The sequence below is a fragment of the Sphingomonas sp. BL2 genome, assembly GCF_056680015.1.
The window spans coordinates 320,387-338,487 of sequence record NZ_CM155261.1; the positions used below are offsets into that span (position 1 = coordinate 320,387).

At 63.4% G+C, this 18,101-nt stretch carries 11 protein-coding genes and 1 pseudogene; 5 read left to right on the forward strand and 7 right to left on the reverse strand.

Annotated features, from left to right (window positions below; all coding sequences use genetic code 11):
- Positions 1-50 precede the first annotated feature (50 nt).
- The 4 genes from AC1ME3_RS01520 to AC1ME3_RS01535 all read right to left on the reverse strand — a co-directional run bounded on the left by AC1ME3_RS01520 (position 51) and on the right by AC1ME3_RS01535 (position 6,613).
- Positions 51-3,062: a TonB-dependent receptor domain-containing protein gene (locus AC1ME3_RS01520; protein WP_480954551.1), complete on the reverse strand. Its 3,012-nt coding sequence runs from the start codon at positions 3,060-3,062 to the stop codon at positions 51-53.
- 466 nt (positions 3,063-3,528) lie between these two features.
- The gene (locus AC1ME3_RS01525) at positions 3,529-5,025 is read right to left on the reverse strand and encodes a UxaA family hydrolase (protein ID WP_480954552.1); all 1,497 of its coding nucleotides are present in this window, start codon (positions 5,023-5,025) and stop codon (positions 3,529-3,531) included.
- Entirely contained in the window at positions 5,022-5,783 is a 762-nt protein-coding gene (locus AC1ME3_RS01530; protein ID WP_480954553.1) for a mannitol dehydrogenase family protein, read from the reverse strand. Before AC1ME3_RS01530 ends, AC1ME3_RS01525 begins: the two co-directional genes overlap by 4 nt.
- Positions 5,780-6,613 carry an amidohydrolase family protein gene (locus AC1ME3_RS01535; RefSeq protein ID WP_480954554.1) on the reverse strand — a complete coding sequence of 278 codons (834 nt, stop codon included), beginning with the start codon at positions 6,611-6,613 and terminating at the stop codon, positions 5,780-5,782. The genes AC1ME3_RS01530 and AC1ME3_RS01535 overlap by 4 nt, the downstream gene beginning before the upstream one ends.
- Positions 6,614-6,711: 98 nt before the next feature.
- Between AC1ME3_RS01535 and AC1ME3_RS01540 the strand changes: the two genes are divergently transcribed.
- From AC1ME3_RS01540 to fucP, 3 genes are read left to right on the forward strand one after another with little or no spacing between them, the layout of a single operon-like run.
- Entirely contained in the window at positions 6,712-7,722 is a 1,011-nt protein-coding gene (locus AC1ME3_RS01540; protein WP_480954555.1) for a zinc-binding alcohol dehydrogenase family protein, read from the forward strand.
- 12 nt (positions 7,723-7,734) lie between these two features.
- Entirely contained in the window at positions 7,735-8,748 is a 1,014-nt protein-coding gene (locus AC1ME3_RS01545) for an aldo/keto reductase (RefSeq protein ID WP_480954556.1), read from the forward strand.
- A gap of 41 nt (positions 8,749-8,789) precedes the next feature.
- Positions 8,790-10,088, forward strand: coding sequence for an L-fucose:H+ symporter permease (gene fucP, locus AC1ME3_RS01550; protein ID WP_480954557.1), 1,299 nt, complete (start codon positions 8,790-8,792; stop codon positions 10,086-10,088).
- Here the strand turns inward: fucP and AC1ME3_RS01555 are convergent.
- Positions 10,076-10,858 carry an IclR family transcriptional regulator gene (locus AC1ME3_RS01555; RefSeq protein WP_056484400.1) on the reverse strand — a complete coding sequence of 261 codons (783 nt, stop codon included), beginning with the start codon at positions 10,856-10,858 and terminating at the stop codon, positions 10,076-10,078. The two genes, fucP and AC1ME3_RS01555, sit on opposite strands and share 13 nt — an antisense overlap.
- A gap of 170 nt (positions 10,859-11,028) precedes the next feature.
- Here AC1ME3_RS01555 and AC1ME3_RS01560 point away from each other — a divergent pair, with 170 nt between their 5' ends.
- Entirely contained in the window at positions 11,029-13,044 is a 2,016-nt protein-coding gene (locus AC1ME3_RS01560; RefSeq protein ID WP_480954558.1) for a glycoside hydrolase family 97 protein, read from the forward strand.
- A gap of 70 nt (positions 13,045-13,114) precedes the next feature.
- Positions 13,115-15,766 (forward strand): glycoside hydrolase family 3 C-terminal domain-containing protein, encoded by a 2,652-nt coding sequence (locus AC1ME3_RS01565; protein WP_480954559.1) that lies wholly within the window; start codon positions 13,115-13,117, stop codon positions 15,764-15,766.
- 178 nt (positions 15,767-15,944) lie between these two features.
- Here the strand turns inward: AC1ME3_RS01565 and AC1ME3_RS01570 are convergent.
- A pseudogene (locus AC1ME3_RS01570) lies at positions 15,945-16,166 on the reverse strand (sigma factor); the annotation flags it as partial.
- A 111-nt stretch (positions 16,167-16,277) separates the two neighbouring features.
- The gene (locus tag AC1ME3_RS01575; RefSeq protein ID WP_480954560.1) at positions 16,278-17,951 is read right to left on the reverse strand and encodes an alkaline phosphatase family protein; all 1,674 of its coding nucleotides are present in this window, start codon (positions 17,949-17,951) and stop codon (positions 16,278-16,280) included.
- Positions 17,952-18,101: the final 150 nt, after the last annotated feature.

The following is an 18,101-nucleotide window of genomic DNA, read 5'->3' on the forward strand; positions in this document are numbered from 1 at the left end:
CCAAGTCCTTCTCGCGCCGTTTCGCTTCAGGCTGACGGCGCGACCCTGCATCACATGCTGAAACGGAGGCCGATCCGGAAAGTCCGACCGGCGATGTCATACAGCGCCGGGTTCACGAAATTTGGGAACGCCGGCGGCTCCTTGTTGAACACGTTGTCGACCTTAAAATAGCCGGTGACCTGCTTGGTGACGTTGTACGTGCCGCCGACGTCCATGTAGAAGGCCCCCGGCATGAAGTTATTGTCGATCGTCGGTCGGTTGTTCGTCGACACGGGACAATTACCAGCCGAGCATTCCACATATTGGCTACCGAACACCCCGTCGCTGAACCAGCGTTCCTGCAGCAACAGCGAGAAGTTGTCATTGGCATAGGTCTGCGTCGCCAGCCATTTCCAGTCGGGCGTGTTTCCGGAATTGACGCCTGCGCTGTCGATCGGAATCGTTCCTGGCAGGCCCGTATCGGTCGCGAACTTGCGGATGTTGGTCGCAAGCGCGCGCAGCGTGAAGCTGCCCGGCAGACCGAGCGGACGCCGCCAGCGATAGCTTGCCTCGATATCCAGCCCGTTGGTGTCGATCGAGGCGAGGTTGAACGCCTGAACGTTGATGAAGTTGGGCCCGGCGGGGTTGTTGAGGTTGAACGCGCTGCAGGTCTCGGGAAGGATGTTCTGGAAACAGAGGTTGACGATGTCCCCGGTGCCAAGGCTCGAGATCACGTCCTTGATCTTGATGTGGTAGTAATCGACCGAGAGGCTGAGACCAGGCAGCCAGGAGGAGCCTGAAAAGGCGATGCCAGCGGTGGTGTTACGTGCGATCTCGGGCGTGAGGGCGGAGTTGCCGATCGTATTCTGGATTGCGAGTACGTTGACGTTACGGAACGGATCGAAAAATCCAGGTAGCGTCGTAGTCGTCGGTGCGGCGAACAGTTCCGACAGGTTCGGTGCCCGAACATCGCGAGAGGTCACGCCGCGCAAACGCAATCCGTCGATCGGAAGGTCCCAGGTGCCACCGATCTTCCACGCCCAAACGGTGCCCGACGTGCTGTAGTCGGTTACCCGGATCGCGCCGTTTATCGCCGCGCGTCCGGTCGCTTCCGAATTTAGGATCGGCACGTTGGTTTCGACGAAGGCCTCCTTGACGCTGTAGGCGCCGGTGCCGTTCTTGTAGTTGCCGGCATACCAGTTGTTGCCCCCGGGCAGCAACGTGGGATCGGCGGGGTAGTCGGCCGTGTTCGGGGTGGCGCTGGTACCCGCGCCGTATGAATCGGCGCGGACGGTATAGAATTCATGTCGGAACTCGCTGCCGAACGCGAACGAGACGGGCCCCGCCCACAGACTGAACGGAGAACCCGAGAAGTTGACGCTGATCACGTCCTGGGTCTGGCGGGTCCGCTGGTACGGACCGTTGTCGGGCATGATGTAGCCGAGCGCCCCCTGCGACGGATTGCCACCGAAAATGTTGAGAGGCTGGCACCCGTTCGCACGCGCAACCGGATTGGCACAGACTATCGCTCCGTTCACCGTGGTCGCATTGATCGCCTGGTTGAAACGGTTCGACAGCATGACGTTGTTGACGTCGATGTTGGAATAGTTGGTGCCGTGTTCGAAGTACATGTCGTAGGTCCAGTCGGACCCGGCGACGGATTGGCGGCCCTTGGCACCGGCGACGAAACGATACTGACGGCGATCGGTATAGACTTGGGTGTTCCCCAAGGCGGCGTTGCTCGTACCGTATATGAAGCTTGTGATCCCTGCGGTGGTGCAGGCAGCCTGAACCGACGCAGGTACGAACGGATTGGCGCACTGGATCGTCAGGTTCGGCCGGTTCATACCTCCGATCGGCTGGTTGTTGGTTTTCACCTGACCAATGTTTGCAGTGAAGTAGACCTCGTTGTCGGGCGCCCAGTCGAAACCGATGCGACCATAATTGGCCACCCGTTGCAACCGTGACTGAAGCGAACGCCCCACATCAACATTTCCCGATAGGTCGCCTCCAAGACAACTTCCGGGGAAACAGCCAATTACGGAACCTGACGCGTTACGTGATGGTACGCCATTTGAGCCATACTGAAACTGAAACGGGTTGCCAGACTGATCAAAGGCCGTGCCCTGCAGCGGGCCAGCGGTGATCAGCCCGAATTTCGTATAGCTGTATTGCTGGGAGTAGTCCCGGACGAGGTATTGGGGTGATCCGTCATTGAAGACGTTTCGATTGATCAAGGTAGTCTGCCGGAACCAGTCCCGCCCGCTTGCAAGGTCGGTGCCCAAACCTCCTCCCTTGATACCGTCTTCATGCGCGTATTCGGTGCTCCCGACGATATGGAGGCGATCGTTAAGTAGACTCGTTCCGCCGGCAAGCTGGAGAAGGACCTGTTCGTTGTCACCGTACGTGGTGATGCCGCCCTGAACGTTGCCCTTCAGACCCTTGAACCGGGTATCGGTAATGAAGTTCACGACCCCGCCAACCGCGTCGGACCCGTAGGAAGCCGAGGCACCGCCGTTGACGACATCGACGCGCTTGATGAGTATCTGCGGGAACAGGCTTACGTCGGGTACGCCGGTGACGTTGGCACCGACGACGCGCTGGCCATCGATTAAGGTTAGGGTACGGATCGCACCAACGCCGCGCAGCGAGAAAGAACTAAGCCCCTGGGCGCCGCTCGATGTGCTGAACGTGCCGGTGCTCGTGCCGGTCGATCCCTGCAACGACGGCAACTGAGCGATGGTCGTGAAGACGTTTGGTTGTGCATTGGCGGCAATGGCATTGGCGTCGATCACGGTTGTCGGCGTGGGCGCGGTGAAACCACCGGTCGTGATGCGCGATCCGGTAACGACGATGTCCGTCGACGCTGGTTCACCGGTCGCGGGATTCGGCGCAGCAGGCGCTAACTGTTGAGGAGCAGCCGTGGTGATAGTGCCCTCGGGTGCGACGCGCGATGACGCGGCGGGCACGTCCTGCGCTTGTGCCAAGGCAGGCACAGCATGCAGGCAAGCAGCGATTGCCATGAGACTCGTCGCCCCAATCTGCAGCTTGTGCGTACGCAACGTTCTAAACTCGATTGCCATTATGATCCTCTCCCAACCGCCCAGCTTTTTCCTGGTAACGTTATCTTCTTCTCAGCCGCGGAAGGGGGTGCGCTCGTTCGCGCAACCTCTCCTTGCCATATCTTGGTACAACGCGACGCTAACGTGCCCTGTTGTTTTCATTTATGCAACTGGGATTCTTCTAGTAAAATGCGTTGTCTTATGGGGATGGCGGATCGAGGGCATGATCGTTCTTGTGCGAAGCATACGCGACAGAGCACCGTAAGCAGTCAACGATATAACACTGTAAGCATTTTGGTAAACACAGTGTTGATATTGATAAAATCAAGTTTATTCGCTGATGGGACAGAGGGCAGCGACATGCCATACGCGAAAGACAACTCCCTCGTCATGAAATCCTTCGCTATCCTGTTGACACACTGGTGACGTCAAAGCTTCAACCTGGATACTATAAGGCAATCTGTGCTCACTTTGATTGTACCGGCACTTACATCCAAGCGCCTAGCTGCCATGGCACAAATTCGAAGTCACCGACACCAAGTCCTTCGGACTTGGTCTGCTTACCAGATGCCGTCTCGAGCATTTTTTGATAAATAACTTGACCAATTTCTTTAGGCGTTGCCCCATCCAGTATCAGCGAGCAGTCTACGTCGATGTCGTTTGCCATCGACTGTGCGAGCACGGGATTGGACGCCAGCTTGAGGCAGGGCGTGGGTTGCGCTCCAAATACCGAACCTCGTCCGGTCGTGAAGGCGAGTAGATTTGCGCCCGTGGCAATCTGACCAGTGGCCGAGCACGGGTCATATCCTGGAGAGTCCATGAACACGAGCCCGCGCCGCTTGTGTTGCTCTGCATAGAGCAGCACATCGGCGAGCGGTGCCGTCCCAGCCTTTGCAATTGCGCCAAGAGACTTCTCGTAGATGGTCGTGAGCCCACCTGCCTTGTTGCCTGGCGACGGATTGTTGTCGAGGCTGGCACCGTGGCGTGTAGCGTAATCCTCCCACCAGGCGATCCGCGCCGAGAGTTGCGCCGCGACCTCGGGCGACGCGGCGCGCGCGAGCAGTAGATGTTCCGCCCCGTAGATCTCTGGTGTTTCGGATAGGATGGCGGTGCCGCCCTCCGCCACTAGCAGGTCAGCCGCCGCGCCCAGTGCCGGGTTCGCGGTCACGCCGGACCAGCCGTCGGACCCACCGCACTGCAGCCCGAGTACCAGATCGGCCGCCGGGCGGGTCGTACGGCGATCGGCCGACGCCTCCTCGATCAACTCGGCTACGATCGCACTACCGCGGGCGATCGCTTCCGCCGTACCGCCCGCCTCCTGGATGGTCAGCGTCCGTAGCCGCACTCCGGGCGACAGATTGTGACGCGCCAACATGTCGTCGATCTGCGCCACCTCACAGCCAAGACCGACGAGCAGCACGCCGCCGAAGTTCGGGTGGCGGGCGTAGCCAGCGAGGGTGCGCTCCAAGGTGTCGAACCCGTCGCCCGAGCGTGACATGCCGCACCCGCTTGAATGCGTGAACGGCGCCACAGCATCGATCCCCGTCGGCAGGCAGTCCTCGAACCCGCGCGCAATCCGACGAACCACCGTAGAGGAGCAGTTGACGCTAGCTATGATCCCGATCGCATTACGCGTACCGACGCTGCCGTCGGCGCGCAGATATCCCTCGAACGTTGCCCCTGGCCGAACGGTGGCGGGCGCGTGCGCTTTCCCGGCGACGGCTTCGGCAAGCTTGTGTTCGGGTAGCGCCAGATTGTGCACATGGACATGCTCGCCCGCCAGGACGTCGCGAGTGGTGATGCCGATTGGGTAGCCGTATTTTCGAACTACCTTGCCCGCAGCAAGCGGATGGAGCGCCATCTTGTGTCCGCCGGGCATGGCGTCGCGCGCGGTGATTCCCAGAACGGGATCGCCCGGCGATGCAGCATCGATAAGCACCGCGACGTCGTCACGGTCTGATAAGCGTAGCGCGCGCACTGTCATTTCTTCACCTCATAGCGTTGTGCGAGCGCACGCAGTTCCGGCATAGGAATTGCGCTGCCGCTTGCGTCGACCCAGTCGACAAACCCGCCGACGCGTTTGGCAACCTTGGCCGCATGGCTGGTGTAGATGTCGGCGAGGCGGTGTTCGATGAACGGGTTGGCGAACCGATCAATCGTCTTCCCCACCCACAGACAGGCGGCGCCGAGCCAGTCGACGAACGCGGGCTGCAGGCGCAACTGCTCTGCGAGATCGAGCACCGTCGCTCGCAGAGTCTGGCCGTTGCCGACAACCAGCTCGCAAGGCAGGATCGTCACCCCTGCCCCGCCGAACTGCCAGCGGCGATGGAGCAGCGCAAGCAAGATTGCGGGAAAACTGCGCGGCGATTGATCGCCGGCAAGCATGATGCGATCCTCTGGCGGAACCGTATAACCATGATCGCCGGTATTCGACACGACATGGGTAACCGCCCCGACGAACAGCGCACAGAGCTCCGACCAGTCGTGCGCAGCCGCCAAACCCCGCACGACGCTGCGCACCTGCACGGTACGCTCGACCGGCACTCCACCCTCCAGCCCCCGGATCACGACGGGAAAACCCGCGACGTCGTCGAACGCGACCAGCCGCCGCGCGCGCACCGGGTCGTCGCTCACCTGCACGATCACGATGTCGGCGACAGTCTGACCGTTGTCGCGAGCCTCGGAAGCGAATAGGTCGACATGCGCCTGAAGGAAACGGCTGGTGCCAAACTGGAGGATCATCGCGCGCGCGCGATCGCATAGGCGCGTAGCGCATTACCGCCAAAGATCGCCGCCTCCGCGTCCGGGCAGCATCGCGCGACCCAGTCTGCGACCAGATCAACCACGCGGTCATAAGAGGCGGCGAGCAGGCATACCGGCCAGTCCGACCCCCAGATCAGCCGCTCGGGACCGAACACCGCCAGCACATGATCAAGGTAGCGCTCGACGTCATCCGGCGTCCACGCGGTGTGATCGGCCTCGGTCACCAGCCCCGACACTTTGCACCACACGTCCCGCCGCTCGGCGACAGCGGAGATACGGTCCGCCCAAGGCTGCCATCCCTGCCCAGCAATGTCGGGTTTGGCGGCATGATCGAGCACGAAGCGGCCTTCGCCCACCCTGTCGAGGAAATGCGGCACAGTTTCGAGCTGCCCGTGGTTCACGAGGAGGTCGTACGTTAACCCCCGCTCCACTACCGCGCGGACACCATCGATAAACGTGCCGGCAAGAAGGAAGTTGGGTTCGTCCTCGTCCTGCACCACGTGGCGATAGCCGACGACCAGCGGATCGGTGTGCTCGTCCAGTAGCGCTGCAATATTGGGCGCGCGCAGATCGATCCAGCCAACGACGCCGATGATGGCGGACTCCCGCCGGGCGGCGCTGAGCAAGAAGCAGGTTTCTTCTGGCGATTGCCGCGCCTGCACCGCGATCGCCGCATCGAGCCCGGCATCGTCTAGTACAGATCGCAAATCTTCCGCGGCGAAATCCCTTGCAATTGCAGAGCCGGGCTTGATCCAGCCGAACGAGTTGGGCTCGTATCGCCAGAGATGGTGGTGCGCATCGATCCGCATTTGCAAAGGTCGGCCTTATGTCTCAAGGGTGAGAGCTAGCTTGCACATATGAGAATGATCGTCTAGTTCGGTGGCTAGGTTGAACGGAAAGAAGCGCAATGAAAGCGGTCGTCTGTCGAGAGCCGTATAAGCTGACAATAGAGGAGCGGTCTGCGCCCCAGGCGGCGCCGGGGGAGGTGGTCGTCCGCATCCGCCGCGTCGGGTTGTGCGGCACGGATTATCATATCTACGCCGGACGGCATCCGTTTCTATCCTATCCGCGCGTCATGGGCCACGAACTTGCCGGCGAGGTAGCGCGTGTCTCCAACATATCGGCTTTCCACGTCGGCCAGCGAGTCGCGATCAACCCGTACCTTACTTGCGGGACATGCATCGCGTGTCGGAAGGACAAGCCCAATGCCTGCGTCAACATCCAGGTGCTCGGCGTCCACATCGACGGCGGTATGGTCGAGCTGCTCGCCGTTCCCGAAAGCGCGCTGCTCGACGCAACCGGGTTGACGCTCGATCAGGCGGCAATGATTGAATTCCTGGCGATCGGCGCGCACGCAGTCGCACGCGCGGCAGTGATGGCAGGGGAGCGCGTGCTGGTGGTGGGCGCTGGCCCGATTGGCATCGCCTGCGGGCTGTTCGCGCGTTCCAATGGTGCGGAAGTGACCCTTACCGACACTCGCCTGCCGCGACTGGCCTATGCCCGCGAGCGGCTGGGCTTCGACAACACGGTGGATGCGACGGCCGACCTAGCGGGGTTGCTTGCGAAGCGAACCGGAGGTGAAATGTTCGACACGGTGTTCGACGCCACGGGCTCGCTGGCTGCGATGGCGAAGAGCCTCGGCTACGTCGCGCACGGCGGGAAACTGGTGCTGGTTGGGGTTGCTCCGGGTGACCTGGTCTTGGCTGATCCAGAACTGCACAAGCGGGAGACCACCCTGCTCGCCAGCCGCAACGCACACGCATCGGATTTCGAACGCGTCCGCGAGGCGATCCTCGCCGGCGAGATTCCGACGGCGGCGCTGCATACCCACAGCCTTATTGCCGATGACCTGCCACAGCGCCTGCCCGACCTGATCGCCGAGGCGGACCATGTGGTGAAGGCAATCGCCAGCTTCTGACGGCCCGGTCCTATGAAACCATCTCGCCCAGCCTTTCTCCAACGCCTAGCGGCAAGCGGTCCGTTCGGCTTTGGCGCATCGACGCTTGGCAACCTCTACCGCCGGATCGATGACGACCAGGCGCGCGCCACGGTGGACGCCGCTTGGGACCAAGGTGTTCGCTATTTCGACACCGCACCTTTTTATGGCTTCGGCCTCAGCGAGCGCAGGCTGGGCGATGCTTTGCGCGAGCGGCCTCGCGATGCGTTCATATTGTCGACCAAGGTCGGAAGGCTTCTGGTACCCGGTGCCGCGGCCGAGGAGCGGTTCGGCTTTCACTCGCCGATGTCGTTCGATCCGGTCTACGATTATAGCTACGATGGCGTCATGCGTTCGGTCGAGGCGAGCCTGCACCGGCTAGGGCTAGCGCGGATCGACGTGTTGCTGATGCACGATCTCGGCCGCCTGACCCACGGCGCCGATCACGACCGCACCTTCGCCGAGGCGGTGGGCGGCGGCTTCCGCGCGATGACGGATCTGCGCGACGCGGGCGTCGTCTCGGCGATCGGGCTGGGTGTCAACGAGATCGCGATCTGCGAGGCCAGCCTCGCGCACGCCGATCTCGACCTGCTGATGATCGCCGGTCGCTACACCCTGCTCGAGCAGGAGGCGGAGCCTTTCCTCGCGCGGTGCGCCGCGCAGGGGATCGGGTTGATCGGCGCCGGAGTCTTCAACTCCGGTATCCTTGCCACCGGCACGCGAGGGGGACCCGCGCATTATGACTACCACGTGGCCCCTGAGGAAGTGATCGGCCGGGTCGCTGCGATCGAGCGTTGCTGTGAGCAGTTCAGCGTGCCGCTACCGGCAGCAGCGCTTCAGTTCGCCGCCGCGCATCCTGCGATCGCGACCGTGGTGCTTGGCACAGGAAGTCCCGACCGGATCAAGCAGGCGGCCAATCTCATCCAGCTACCGATCCCCAACGCGTTCTGGGAGGCACTGCGCGCTAAGAGTCTGGTCAGCGGAGACTGTCCGACACCATCCGCCTGAGCATGAGCCACAACGATCACCGTACAGGGAGCAGGACGGCGATGACTGGAAATACCGGGCCGAATGAACCCGCCGAAGCGGTCGGTTCCTTCATCACGCCAGCCTACCGGTTCGGCTTCGTGCTGATCATCAGCCTGTTCTTCCTTTGGGCGCTGGCGAATAACTTCAACGACATCTTGATCCGCCAATTCCAGAAGTCGCTGGGTCTCGATCGAGCGCAGGCTGGCTTCATTCAATTCGTCTTCTACATCGGCTACTTCGTTGTCGCGCTGCCGGCCGGACTCCTCATGCGGCGCTTCGGGTACAAAGCGGGAATCCTTACCGGCCTGCTGTTGTATGCATGCGGCGCGCTGCTGTTCTTTCCTGCCTCCCTCATGCTCAGCTATGGCGCGTTCCTGTTCGCGTTGTTCATGATCGCGGCGGGGGCGGCGTGTTTGGAGACGACGGCAAACGCATATACCAGTTCCTTCGGCGATCCCGGAACTGCGGTGCAGCGGCTGAACCTGGCGCAGGCTTTCAACGGTCTGGGCGCGTGCCTGGCGCCGGTGTTAGGCGCGATGCTGATCTTCTCGGGCGTGGAACATTCCGCCGCGACCGTAGACGCCATGAGCCCCACCGCCCTCGCCGCCTATCGCGTGAGCGAGGCGAGCACAGTGCAGCTTCCCTATACCCTCCTCGCGTTGGCGGCGTTGGTCGTCGCCGGCGCGGTGGCGGTGACCCGCCTCCCCGCCGCCCACCCGCACGATGGCGCGAGCCTGGGCGACCAGTTCCGCCGCCTCGCCCGTCACCGGCCGCTCGTTGGCGCAGTAATCGCGCAATTCTTCTACGTCGGCGCCCAAGTCGGAATCTGGAGCTACTTCATCGATTTCGTGAAGGACGTGACGCCGTCGGTGACGGAGCGGAACGCGGCCTTTCTCTTGTCGGCCAGCTTGGTGCTGTTCATGATCGGCCGGTTCAGCGGCACCGCCATAATGGCACGTGTGCGACCGGCGCGGCTGCTCGGCGGCTATGCGCTCGCCAACGTCATGCTGTGCGCGGTCGCGGCGGTCGCAGGCGGGTGGATCGCGGTCGGCGCGCTGATGGTCTCCAGCTTCTTCATGTCGATCATGTTCCCGACGATCTTTGCACTCGGGATCGAAGGGACAGGGCCGGCCAAGCCGCTCGGCTCATCCTTCATCATCATGGCGATCATCGGCGGGGCGATCTTTCCCCCGCTGATGGGCCTGGTCGCGGTACGGGCGGGCGGAGTGCCGATCGCGATGCTGCTACCGCTTGTCTGCTTCGCCGCGATCGCGATCTATGCCCGGCGGATCAAGCCGGAATTGACTCACCCGGCTTGATAGCCGAGCGCGTCGGAAATCGCGGCGACCGCCTCGCGCAGCAGCCCCCGTGCCGCATCAAGCCCGACCTTCTGCGATCCGTCGATTAATTCCAGGAATGGAATTGTCAGCGCCGCGACCACGTTGCCATCGAAGCCGTGCACCGGAAAGCTGATGTCGGTGACGCCGTAGGTGATCGGGCTCCTGCGGCTGTCATACCCTTGCTCGCGAATGACCGCCAAGCTGTGGGTTAGCGCCCGCTGGTCCACCGGTGCCGTCCGCTCCTGCTCGACGGCGGCGACAATCTGATGCGCGCGCTGCTCGCCGGAAAATGCGAGAATCACCTGCCCCGAACAGCTGACGATCATGTCGATCCGGGCCCCGACGCGCAGCGAGAACCCGCGCGTTCCCGGCTGCTGCTCACAGGCAACGACGAGGCCATGGCCGCCGTTCGCGACCACCAGATGGCACGACTGCCCGGCTGCGAGCGCCAGCCCCTGCATCACCGGCGTCGCAGCGCGGACCAGATGCTGGGCTGGCGTAGCGCGCATCGCCACGTCGAGCAGCTTGTAGGCGACGGTATAACGATCGGTCGTCGCCGATTTACGCAGGTAGCCGAGACGCTCCATCACAATAACGATGCGGAACAGTTCACCGACGGTACGCCCGAGCCGTGCCGCCATTTCGCTGAGCAGCATGCCCTGCGGGTATTCGGCCAGATGCTCGATGACCTCGAAAGCCTTCTCCAGCGCAGGAGCGGCATAAGTGCCTTTGACGTCTTTGCGTTCCACCGACCTACCCCGACCTTCGTTCGCTTCACACTATGGCGGATCACACCGCAGCGCAAAGCCAGTTCGTTTTTGTTAATGAGAACTGGCACTCACCTGCGAAAAAGCGATGGCCTCGGTACGAGAGGTTGGCTAGTCTGGCGCAAATAGAATGTGAAAGGGATGGCATGCGGATGGTCGAACGGAATCGGCTGAGGATCGGCATGGTGCTGGCGGGTTTCGCTCTTTCGTCGTTGCTCGGCGTCGCGGCCGCCCAGACGCCGACCGATGCGGTCTCTCCGGACCGGCGCAACCGCATCGAGGTGACGGCGGACGGCGGAAAGCTGCGCTTCACGGTAACGCGAGACGGCAAGGCCGTGCTCGCGCCCTCCCCGGTCGGCCTGTTCACTGATCAGGGTGCGCTCGGCAGCGACGGAGTGGAGGTAACGGGTACCGATCGAACGTCAGTCAGCGAAGTATACCGCCCCGTAGTGGGCAAGGCATCTCAGGTACCCGACAGCTACAACCAGCTTACGCTTCACCTGCTTCGCAAGCGTGACGGCGTCCGCTTCGACCTAATTGTCCGTTCCTATTCGGAGGGCGTTGCGTTCCGCTTCGTCGTGCCCGCCCAGGACCGGTTCAAGTCACTCGACGTCTATTGGGAAACTACAGGTTTCTACTTTCCGGCGGACTATGGCTGCTGGGGTGCCAACGCCGGCACCTACGTCAACAGTCATGAGTTCGAGTTCGATTCTGTGCAGGCGTCGAAGATGCGCACCTTCCACCTATACGACGCTCCCCTCCTGTGCGCGACGGGCAAGGGCACGACCTTCGCGATCGCGGAGTCAGACAAGCGCGACTATGCTGGAGCCTACTTGCGCGGCCGCGGCGACGGCGGGCTCGGAGTCAACATCAGCCTGACGACCAGGCCGGACAATGCGCAGGACGGTACCGGATTCAAGACCGCCGTTCACGCCTCATTGCTGGAAGGGCCGCTGATCACCGCATGGCGGGTGGTCATGCTTGGCGATACGGCGGGCGATCTTATACCGTCCAATCTGATCCAACTCCTGGCGGAGCCGTCCCGCATCGCTGACACGAGCTGGATCAAGCCGGGCAAGTCCGCGTGGGACTGGTGGAACGGCTGGGCCGTCGACGTGCCCAATGCGGGCGTCAACACCACGACGTTCAAGAAGTACATCGACTTCGCGCAGAGGCTGGGGCTGGAATACACCCTGATCGACGAAGGCTGGTACAAGGGGAGCTCGGAAGGACCGGCTCCGGCCGACGTCACCGTGCCCAAACCCGAAGTCGATATCCCCGGCGTCGTCAAATATGGCGCCGAGCGCGGCGTCGGCGTGTGGGTGTGGCTGCAGTGGAAGCAGCTCGAACGGCAGCTCGACGCCGCCATCCCGCTTTACGCGTCATGGGGCATCAAGGGGATCAAGGTCGATTTCATGGACCGCAACGATCAGGAGATGGTCGCCTTCTATCACCGCCTGCTCAAGAAGGCGGCCGAGCATCACCTCATGGTCGATCTGCACGGCGCCTATCCGCCCGACGGACTGACGCGCACCTGGCCGAACTTCGTCACGCAGGAAGGTGTGCTCGGTGCCGAATACAACAAGTTCGGGACGCGGATCACCGCCAGCCACAATGTGACGCTGCCTTTCACGCGCGGACTACTGGGACCGATGGATTACACGCCGGGCGGGTTCCGCGCGTTGCCGCCGGCCGAGTTCGCGACGCAGTTCCGTTCGCTGCGTCCGTATGTGATGACGACACGCGGCCACGGGCTGGCGATGTACGTCGTCTACGACAGCCCGGTCGTGATGCTTTCGGATAGCCCGGACAGCTACGTCGCGGCCGACGGCACGCTGAAGGAAGGCGCGGACTTCCTGCGCGAGGTGCCAGCAAGCTGGGACGAGACGCGATTTCTGACCGGGGAGATCGGCCAGTACATCGTGGTGGCCCGGCGCAAGGGCGGAACCTGGTACGTCGGCGCGATGACGAACGAGACCGGTCGCAAAATTACTGTCCCGCTGTCGTTCCTGACAAAAGACAATCGCAACTGGCGGGCGCGGGTCTGGCAGGATGGCGCCACCATGAACAGCCTGCGGACCCTCTCCACGCGCGTCGGAGGAGGACGGTCGATCTCGCTTACCCTAGCGCCCTCCGGCGGTGCGGTGGCGATCCTGAACTCCGAATGACACCCGCGAATAGAATCGCCGGAACGCTAACGGATACGTGCTGCGCGAAAGCGCAATGGAAAGGCTACCCATGCTGAAATCGCTGATCACAGCCACCGGTTCGTCGCTGGCTCTCGCTGTTGCCATCGTCGCGGCACCGGCGAACGCGCAAGCCGGCGCGCGGGCGGAAGCCGATGCAAAGGCGCGCGAGATCGTCGGCAAGCTGACGACGGACGAGAAGGTGGCGCAGTTGTTGAACACCGCGCCGGCCGTCCCCCGTCTGAACATTCCCGCCTACAATTGGTGGACGGAATCGCTGCATGGCGCGATGGGCGGCGTGCCGACGACGAACTTTCCCGAGCCGATCGGCCTGGCAGCCACGTTCGACGCGCCCCTTGTCCGCCGCGTGGCTGAAGTGATCAGTACGGAGGTGCAGGGACTGCATACGCTCGGCCGACGGACGGGGCGCCTGGGGCGCATCGGTACCGGGCTCGACACGTGGTCGCCCAACATCAACATCTTCCGCGATCCGCGCTGGGGCCGCGGACAGGAGACCTATGGCGAGGACCCGTTCCTGACCGCGCGGATCGGCGTGGCGTTCGTCAACGGCATCCAGGGCGACAATCCCGATCTACCGAACGTCGTGGCGACACCGAAGCATTTCGCGGTGCACAGCGGCCCGGAACAGAGCCGCCACGTGGACAACATCTACCCGACGGCCCATGACCTGGAGGACACCTACCTCCCGGCGTTCCGCGCAGCGATCGTCGATGCGAAGGCAGGTTCGATCATGTGCGCGTACAACCGCGTCTATGGCCAGTCGGCATGCGGTAGCCAGCTATTGCTGCGGGACTATCTCCGCGGCGCGTGGGGCTTCAAGGGCTATGTCGTGTCGGACTGCGACTCGGTGGTCGACATCTACGAGCATCACAAATACGCGCCTGACGCTGCGACCGGCGTCGCAGTGGCGCTGACGCACGGCGTCGACAACGAGTGCAACAACGCCACGCTGGGCGGCCGCATGGATCTGGGCGATCGCTATACGGAGTCCCTGCGACGCGGCTACATCCGCACGGAGGACATCGACACGGCGCTCGTCCGCCTTTTCTCGGCTCGCTACCGCAACGGCGACCTTCCCGGTCTGTCCGCGCGCAAGCCCAACGCGACATCGGTCAGTGCGATCGACACGCCGGAAAGCCGCGCTTTGGCGCTCGCGGCGGCGGAAAAGAGCCTCGTCCTGCTCAAGAACGACGGCGCGCTGCCGTTCCGTCCAGGCACAAGGGTAGCGCTGATCGGGCCGTTGTCCGACGCCACCCGCGTACTGCGCGGCAATTACTCCTCGACGCGGAGCGCTCCCCCGATCTCGGTCGCCGACGGTTTGAGGCAAGCGATGCCCGGCGCGGACGTGACGGTCGTGCCGTTCACCGCCTCTGTCACCGATGGCGATCCCGTACCGGGCTCGGTGCTGGTCACCCCCGACGGTCGCCCGGGCATCCGCACCGAATATTTCAATGCTCTGGACGAGAATGCAGTCCCGCCCGGGGCGGAGCGGCGCTTCGCAGTCAAGCCGGTCTTGAGCAGCGTGGAGCCCAGCATCGTCTCGCGCGCGTCGGAATTCCGTCAGGTCGCGAGCAAGTACAGGGTCCTGTTCTCCGGCTCGCTCGTCGTCCCCGAGACCGGACTCTACCGTCTCGCCTTGACCGGCGTGAAGGGCACGCTGTCACTTGCCGGCAAGCCGCTGGTCGAGGCAAAACGCTACTCCCGCTGGGCCGAGCCGCTGCAGCTGGTCGACGCGCAGCTAAGGAAGGGCGATCGGGTAGCGATCGACTTGCAGGGGGAGAGCGATATTGCGCCGCCCGCCCAGATCTTCTGGAAGAGGATCACCGACGATCTCGATCGCGACTTGAAAGCCGGCACGGCAAGCGCGGACGTCGTGGTCGCCGTGGTCGGTCTCACCTCCGATCTGGAGGGCGAGGAAATGCCGATCAAGATCGAAGGCTTCTCGGGCGGCGACAAGACGACGCTGGATATCCCTGCGGACCAGCGCGCGCTGCTGGAACGGGCCAGGGCGCTGGGCAAGCCGCTGGTCGTGGTGGCGATGAACGGCAGCGCGATCGACCTGTCCTGGGCAAAGGACAACGCCGCCGCGATCGTCGAGGCCTGGTATCCCGGGCAGTCGGGCGGTCTCGCTGTCGCCAACGTGCTGACCGGCAAGGTCAACCCTGCCGGCCGCCTGCCACTGACCTTCTACAAGAGCGTCGCCGACCTGCCCGCATTCACCGACTACAGCATGGCCGGCCGTACGTACCGTTACTTCAAAGGGACGCCCGTCTATCCGTTCGGCCATGGCCTGAGCTACACGAGCTTCCGCTATGGCAAGTTGTCGATCGATCCGGCGTCGGGCGGTATCGAGAACGGGTTGACCGCCACGGTCGACGTCACGAACACAGGCGACCGCGCCGGCGACGAGGTGGCGCAAGCCTATATCACGCCACCGGGCTTCCAGGGTGCTCCGCGCCACGCGCTACGCGGCTTCGAACGGGTGTCGTTGAACCCGCACGAGACGAAGCGGATCACCATCGCCTTGTCGCCGCGCGACCTGAGCTTCGTCACGGCCGAAGGCGATCGCCGACTGATCCCCGGAGAGTATCGACTGACCGTCGGATCTGGACAGCCCGCGGCAGGCATTCCTGGGTCGTACGCAGCGTATGCTGTCCGCAAGACAATAGATCTGCCCAAGTGACCGTCAGCTCACTCGACAGCCGCCGCAAGTAAGGAGTGCAGGACATCAACGACGCCAGCAAACTCAGCCGTCGGAGCGTATTGAAGCGGTCTGTCGGCACTGCGGCCGCACTCGATGTCCCTCTCCTGCGATGCTTGTCTATCATCAGGTTCGACGCAGCACGGAAGAGAAAACCCCGCAGGTTCTGCACTTTGTTTTGCCCGGGGTCCGCGGCCAGCACGCGCAGATAGACTTCCTGGACGTAATCCTCGGGATCTTCGTGCGCGCGCAGCCGGCGGTGCAGGTAATTCTGCAGCGCGGAGCGATGCGCCTCGATCGGGTGACATGCGCGCGGCGTGGCGACATCGTCGGGCGCATCGCGCGGCTGCCCGCGCTCGGCCGATGGTGCTGCGTAAGACACGACATATCCTCATGCTCGGCGCGACGGATCACGTCGCGCTACGGTCCGACTAGGGACGTTCCGTGACGGTCCCGTGTCGCCGCTTCGTCTTTTCGATCGAGGCCTTTGGCCTCAGCGACAGGTGGTCGCCGGGCCGGGGTCGAGATCGAGACAGCGACCATCCATCGTCGGTGCGGCGAGCGGCAGATTCAGCAAGCCCGCCAGCGTCGGTGCAATGTCGACGGTCTCGACCGACAGCGGCTGCTCGAAGCCGGGCATGCCGCGCCGCCAGAACAGGATCGGCACACGCCGGTCATAGTCCCAAAAGCTGCCATGCCCTGCGACATAGCCGGGCCCGGTCGGCCGCGACACGACGCGCGGTTGAAGCGCGATGATCAGGTCGCCCGACCGCGGCCGGTAGAAGCTGGCCTTGGCACGCATCAGCAGCGGCCAGGTCTCGGGCGGACCGTTCGGCTCGGGCGAAGCTGCGATCTCGTCGGCGGCGAAGACCGCGGCGACATCGGGCTGGGCCAGGATCGCGTCGCGGGCGGCCGAGAGCAGTCGGGTGCGTTGCGGACCGGTGATCGCCGGGTCAATATAGACGTTCGAATCCTGGGCGCGCAGCGCGCTCGCCGGGACGCCGGCTGCGGCGCTGGCCTGCCGCATGACCGCGGGCATGTCGAACCGGCTGCGGCGGGTGGTCGCCGATCCCTGCTCGGTCCCGCGCTCCGGCAGGTCGATGCCGCCGTGATCGGCGCTGAGCACGACCGCATAATCGACGCCGGTCGCGTCCAGCGCCGTGAAGAACGCGCCGAGATGCTGGTCCAGGCTGGCAAGCTGAACGCACATCTCGCTGCCCTGCATGCCGTACGAATGCCCGATATAGTCCGTCGCCGACAGCGAGACGTTGAGCAGGTCGGGCGTTGCGCGCCGACCGAGCTTCATTGATGTGACCAGCCCGGTGGCCAGCGCCAATGTCGCATTGTCGACGTCGGGCGAGGTACGGAAAGCCTCGCCATCGCCGGCCGCGCGCGCGAGACGCCCTGCGCCCACGGTTTGCTCGCCCACGGCAATCGCGCGGCTTCTGGGCACGCAATAGGAGGGCATAGGCAGCGCTGGCCGGCCCTTGCCAAGATTAGTGCCTATCGATGCATTAGCCTGCCGGACCACCGCCGGCATCGGCCGACCCGCGAAGCTCTTGAAGCCCTTCGTGTCGCCGTTCCACCACCAGATCTCGTCGGTCGCGTGGCCACCCATCATCACCGCGGCACGGTCCTTGCCGGACAGCGAGACGTTCCGGCTCGCCGGAAAGACCCGCTTGATTCGTTCGCCCAGTGTCGGCACCAGCAGGTGCGTCGCCGCCACCGAATAATGTTCATGGGTGTTCGTCGGCACGGCTTCGTCCTCGACGCAATAGATTGTCTTGTCGGCAAGCGGCGATTTCAAATCGACCCAATTGTTGAGCACGATCCCGGTGTGCTCCGGCCGCATTCCGGTCACCAGCGTCGAATGACCGGGACAGGTTTCGGTCGCCGCATGGCTCTGATAGCCGCTCGGGAATACCGCGCCGTTCAGCAACCGGGCAAAGCCGCCAGTAAAGTGGTTGCGGTACTCCGCGAACAGATCAGCAGAAAACTGATCGACCGAGATGGCGACGATCAGCGTAGGCGGCGTCGCGGTCGCCTTGGCTGGTTCAGTCTGGGCGAACAGGTTGGCCGGCACCATCGCGGTAACAAGCACGGCCGCAGCCAGCAGCGTCTTCAGCATCGTTTCCTCGCACCCGCCCAATGCGAGACGCGCAGCCATGGACGTGGTTTATGGCATGGTCGTTACGGTGGCAGATGGCTAGGCTCGAACAAGATGGGCTACTACCGAGCGCTAGACCCAGAAGCAGCCGTTCAGACCCTTCTTCCCGAGCCCCAGCTTCAGACGCTCGTTCATCTCAGCACGGCGTCT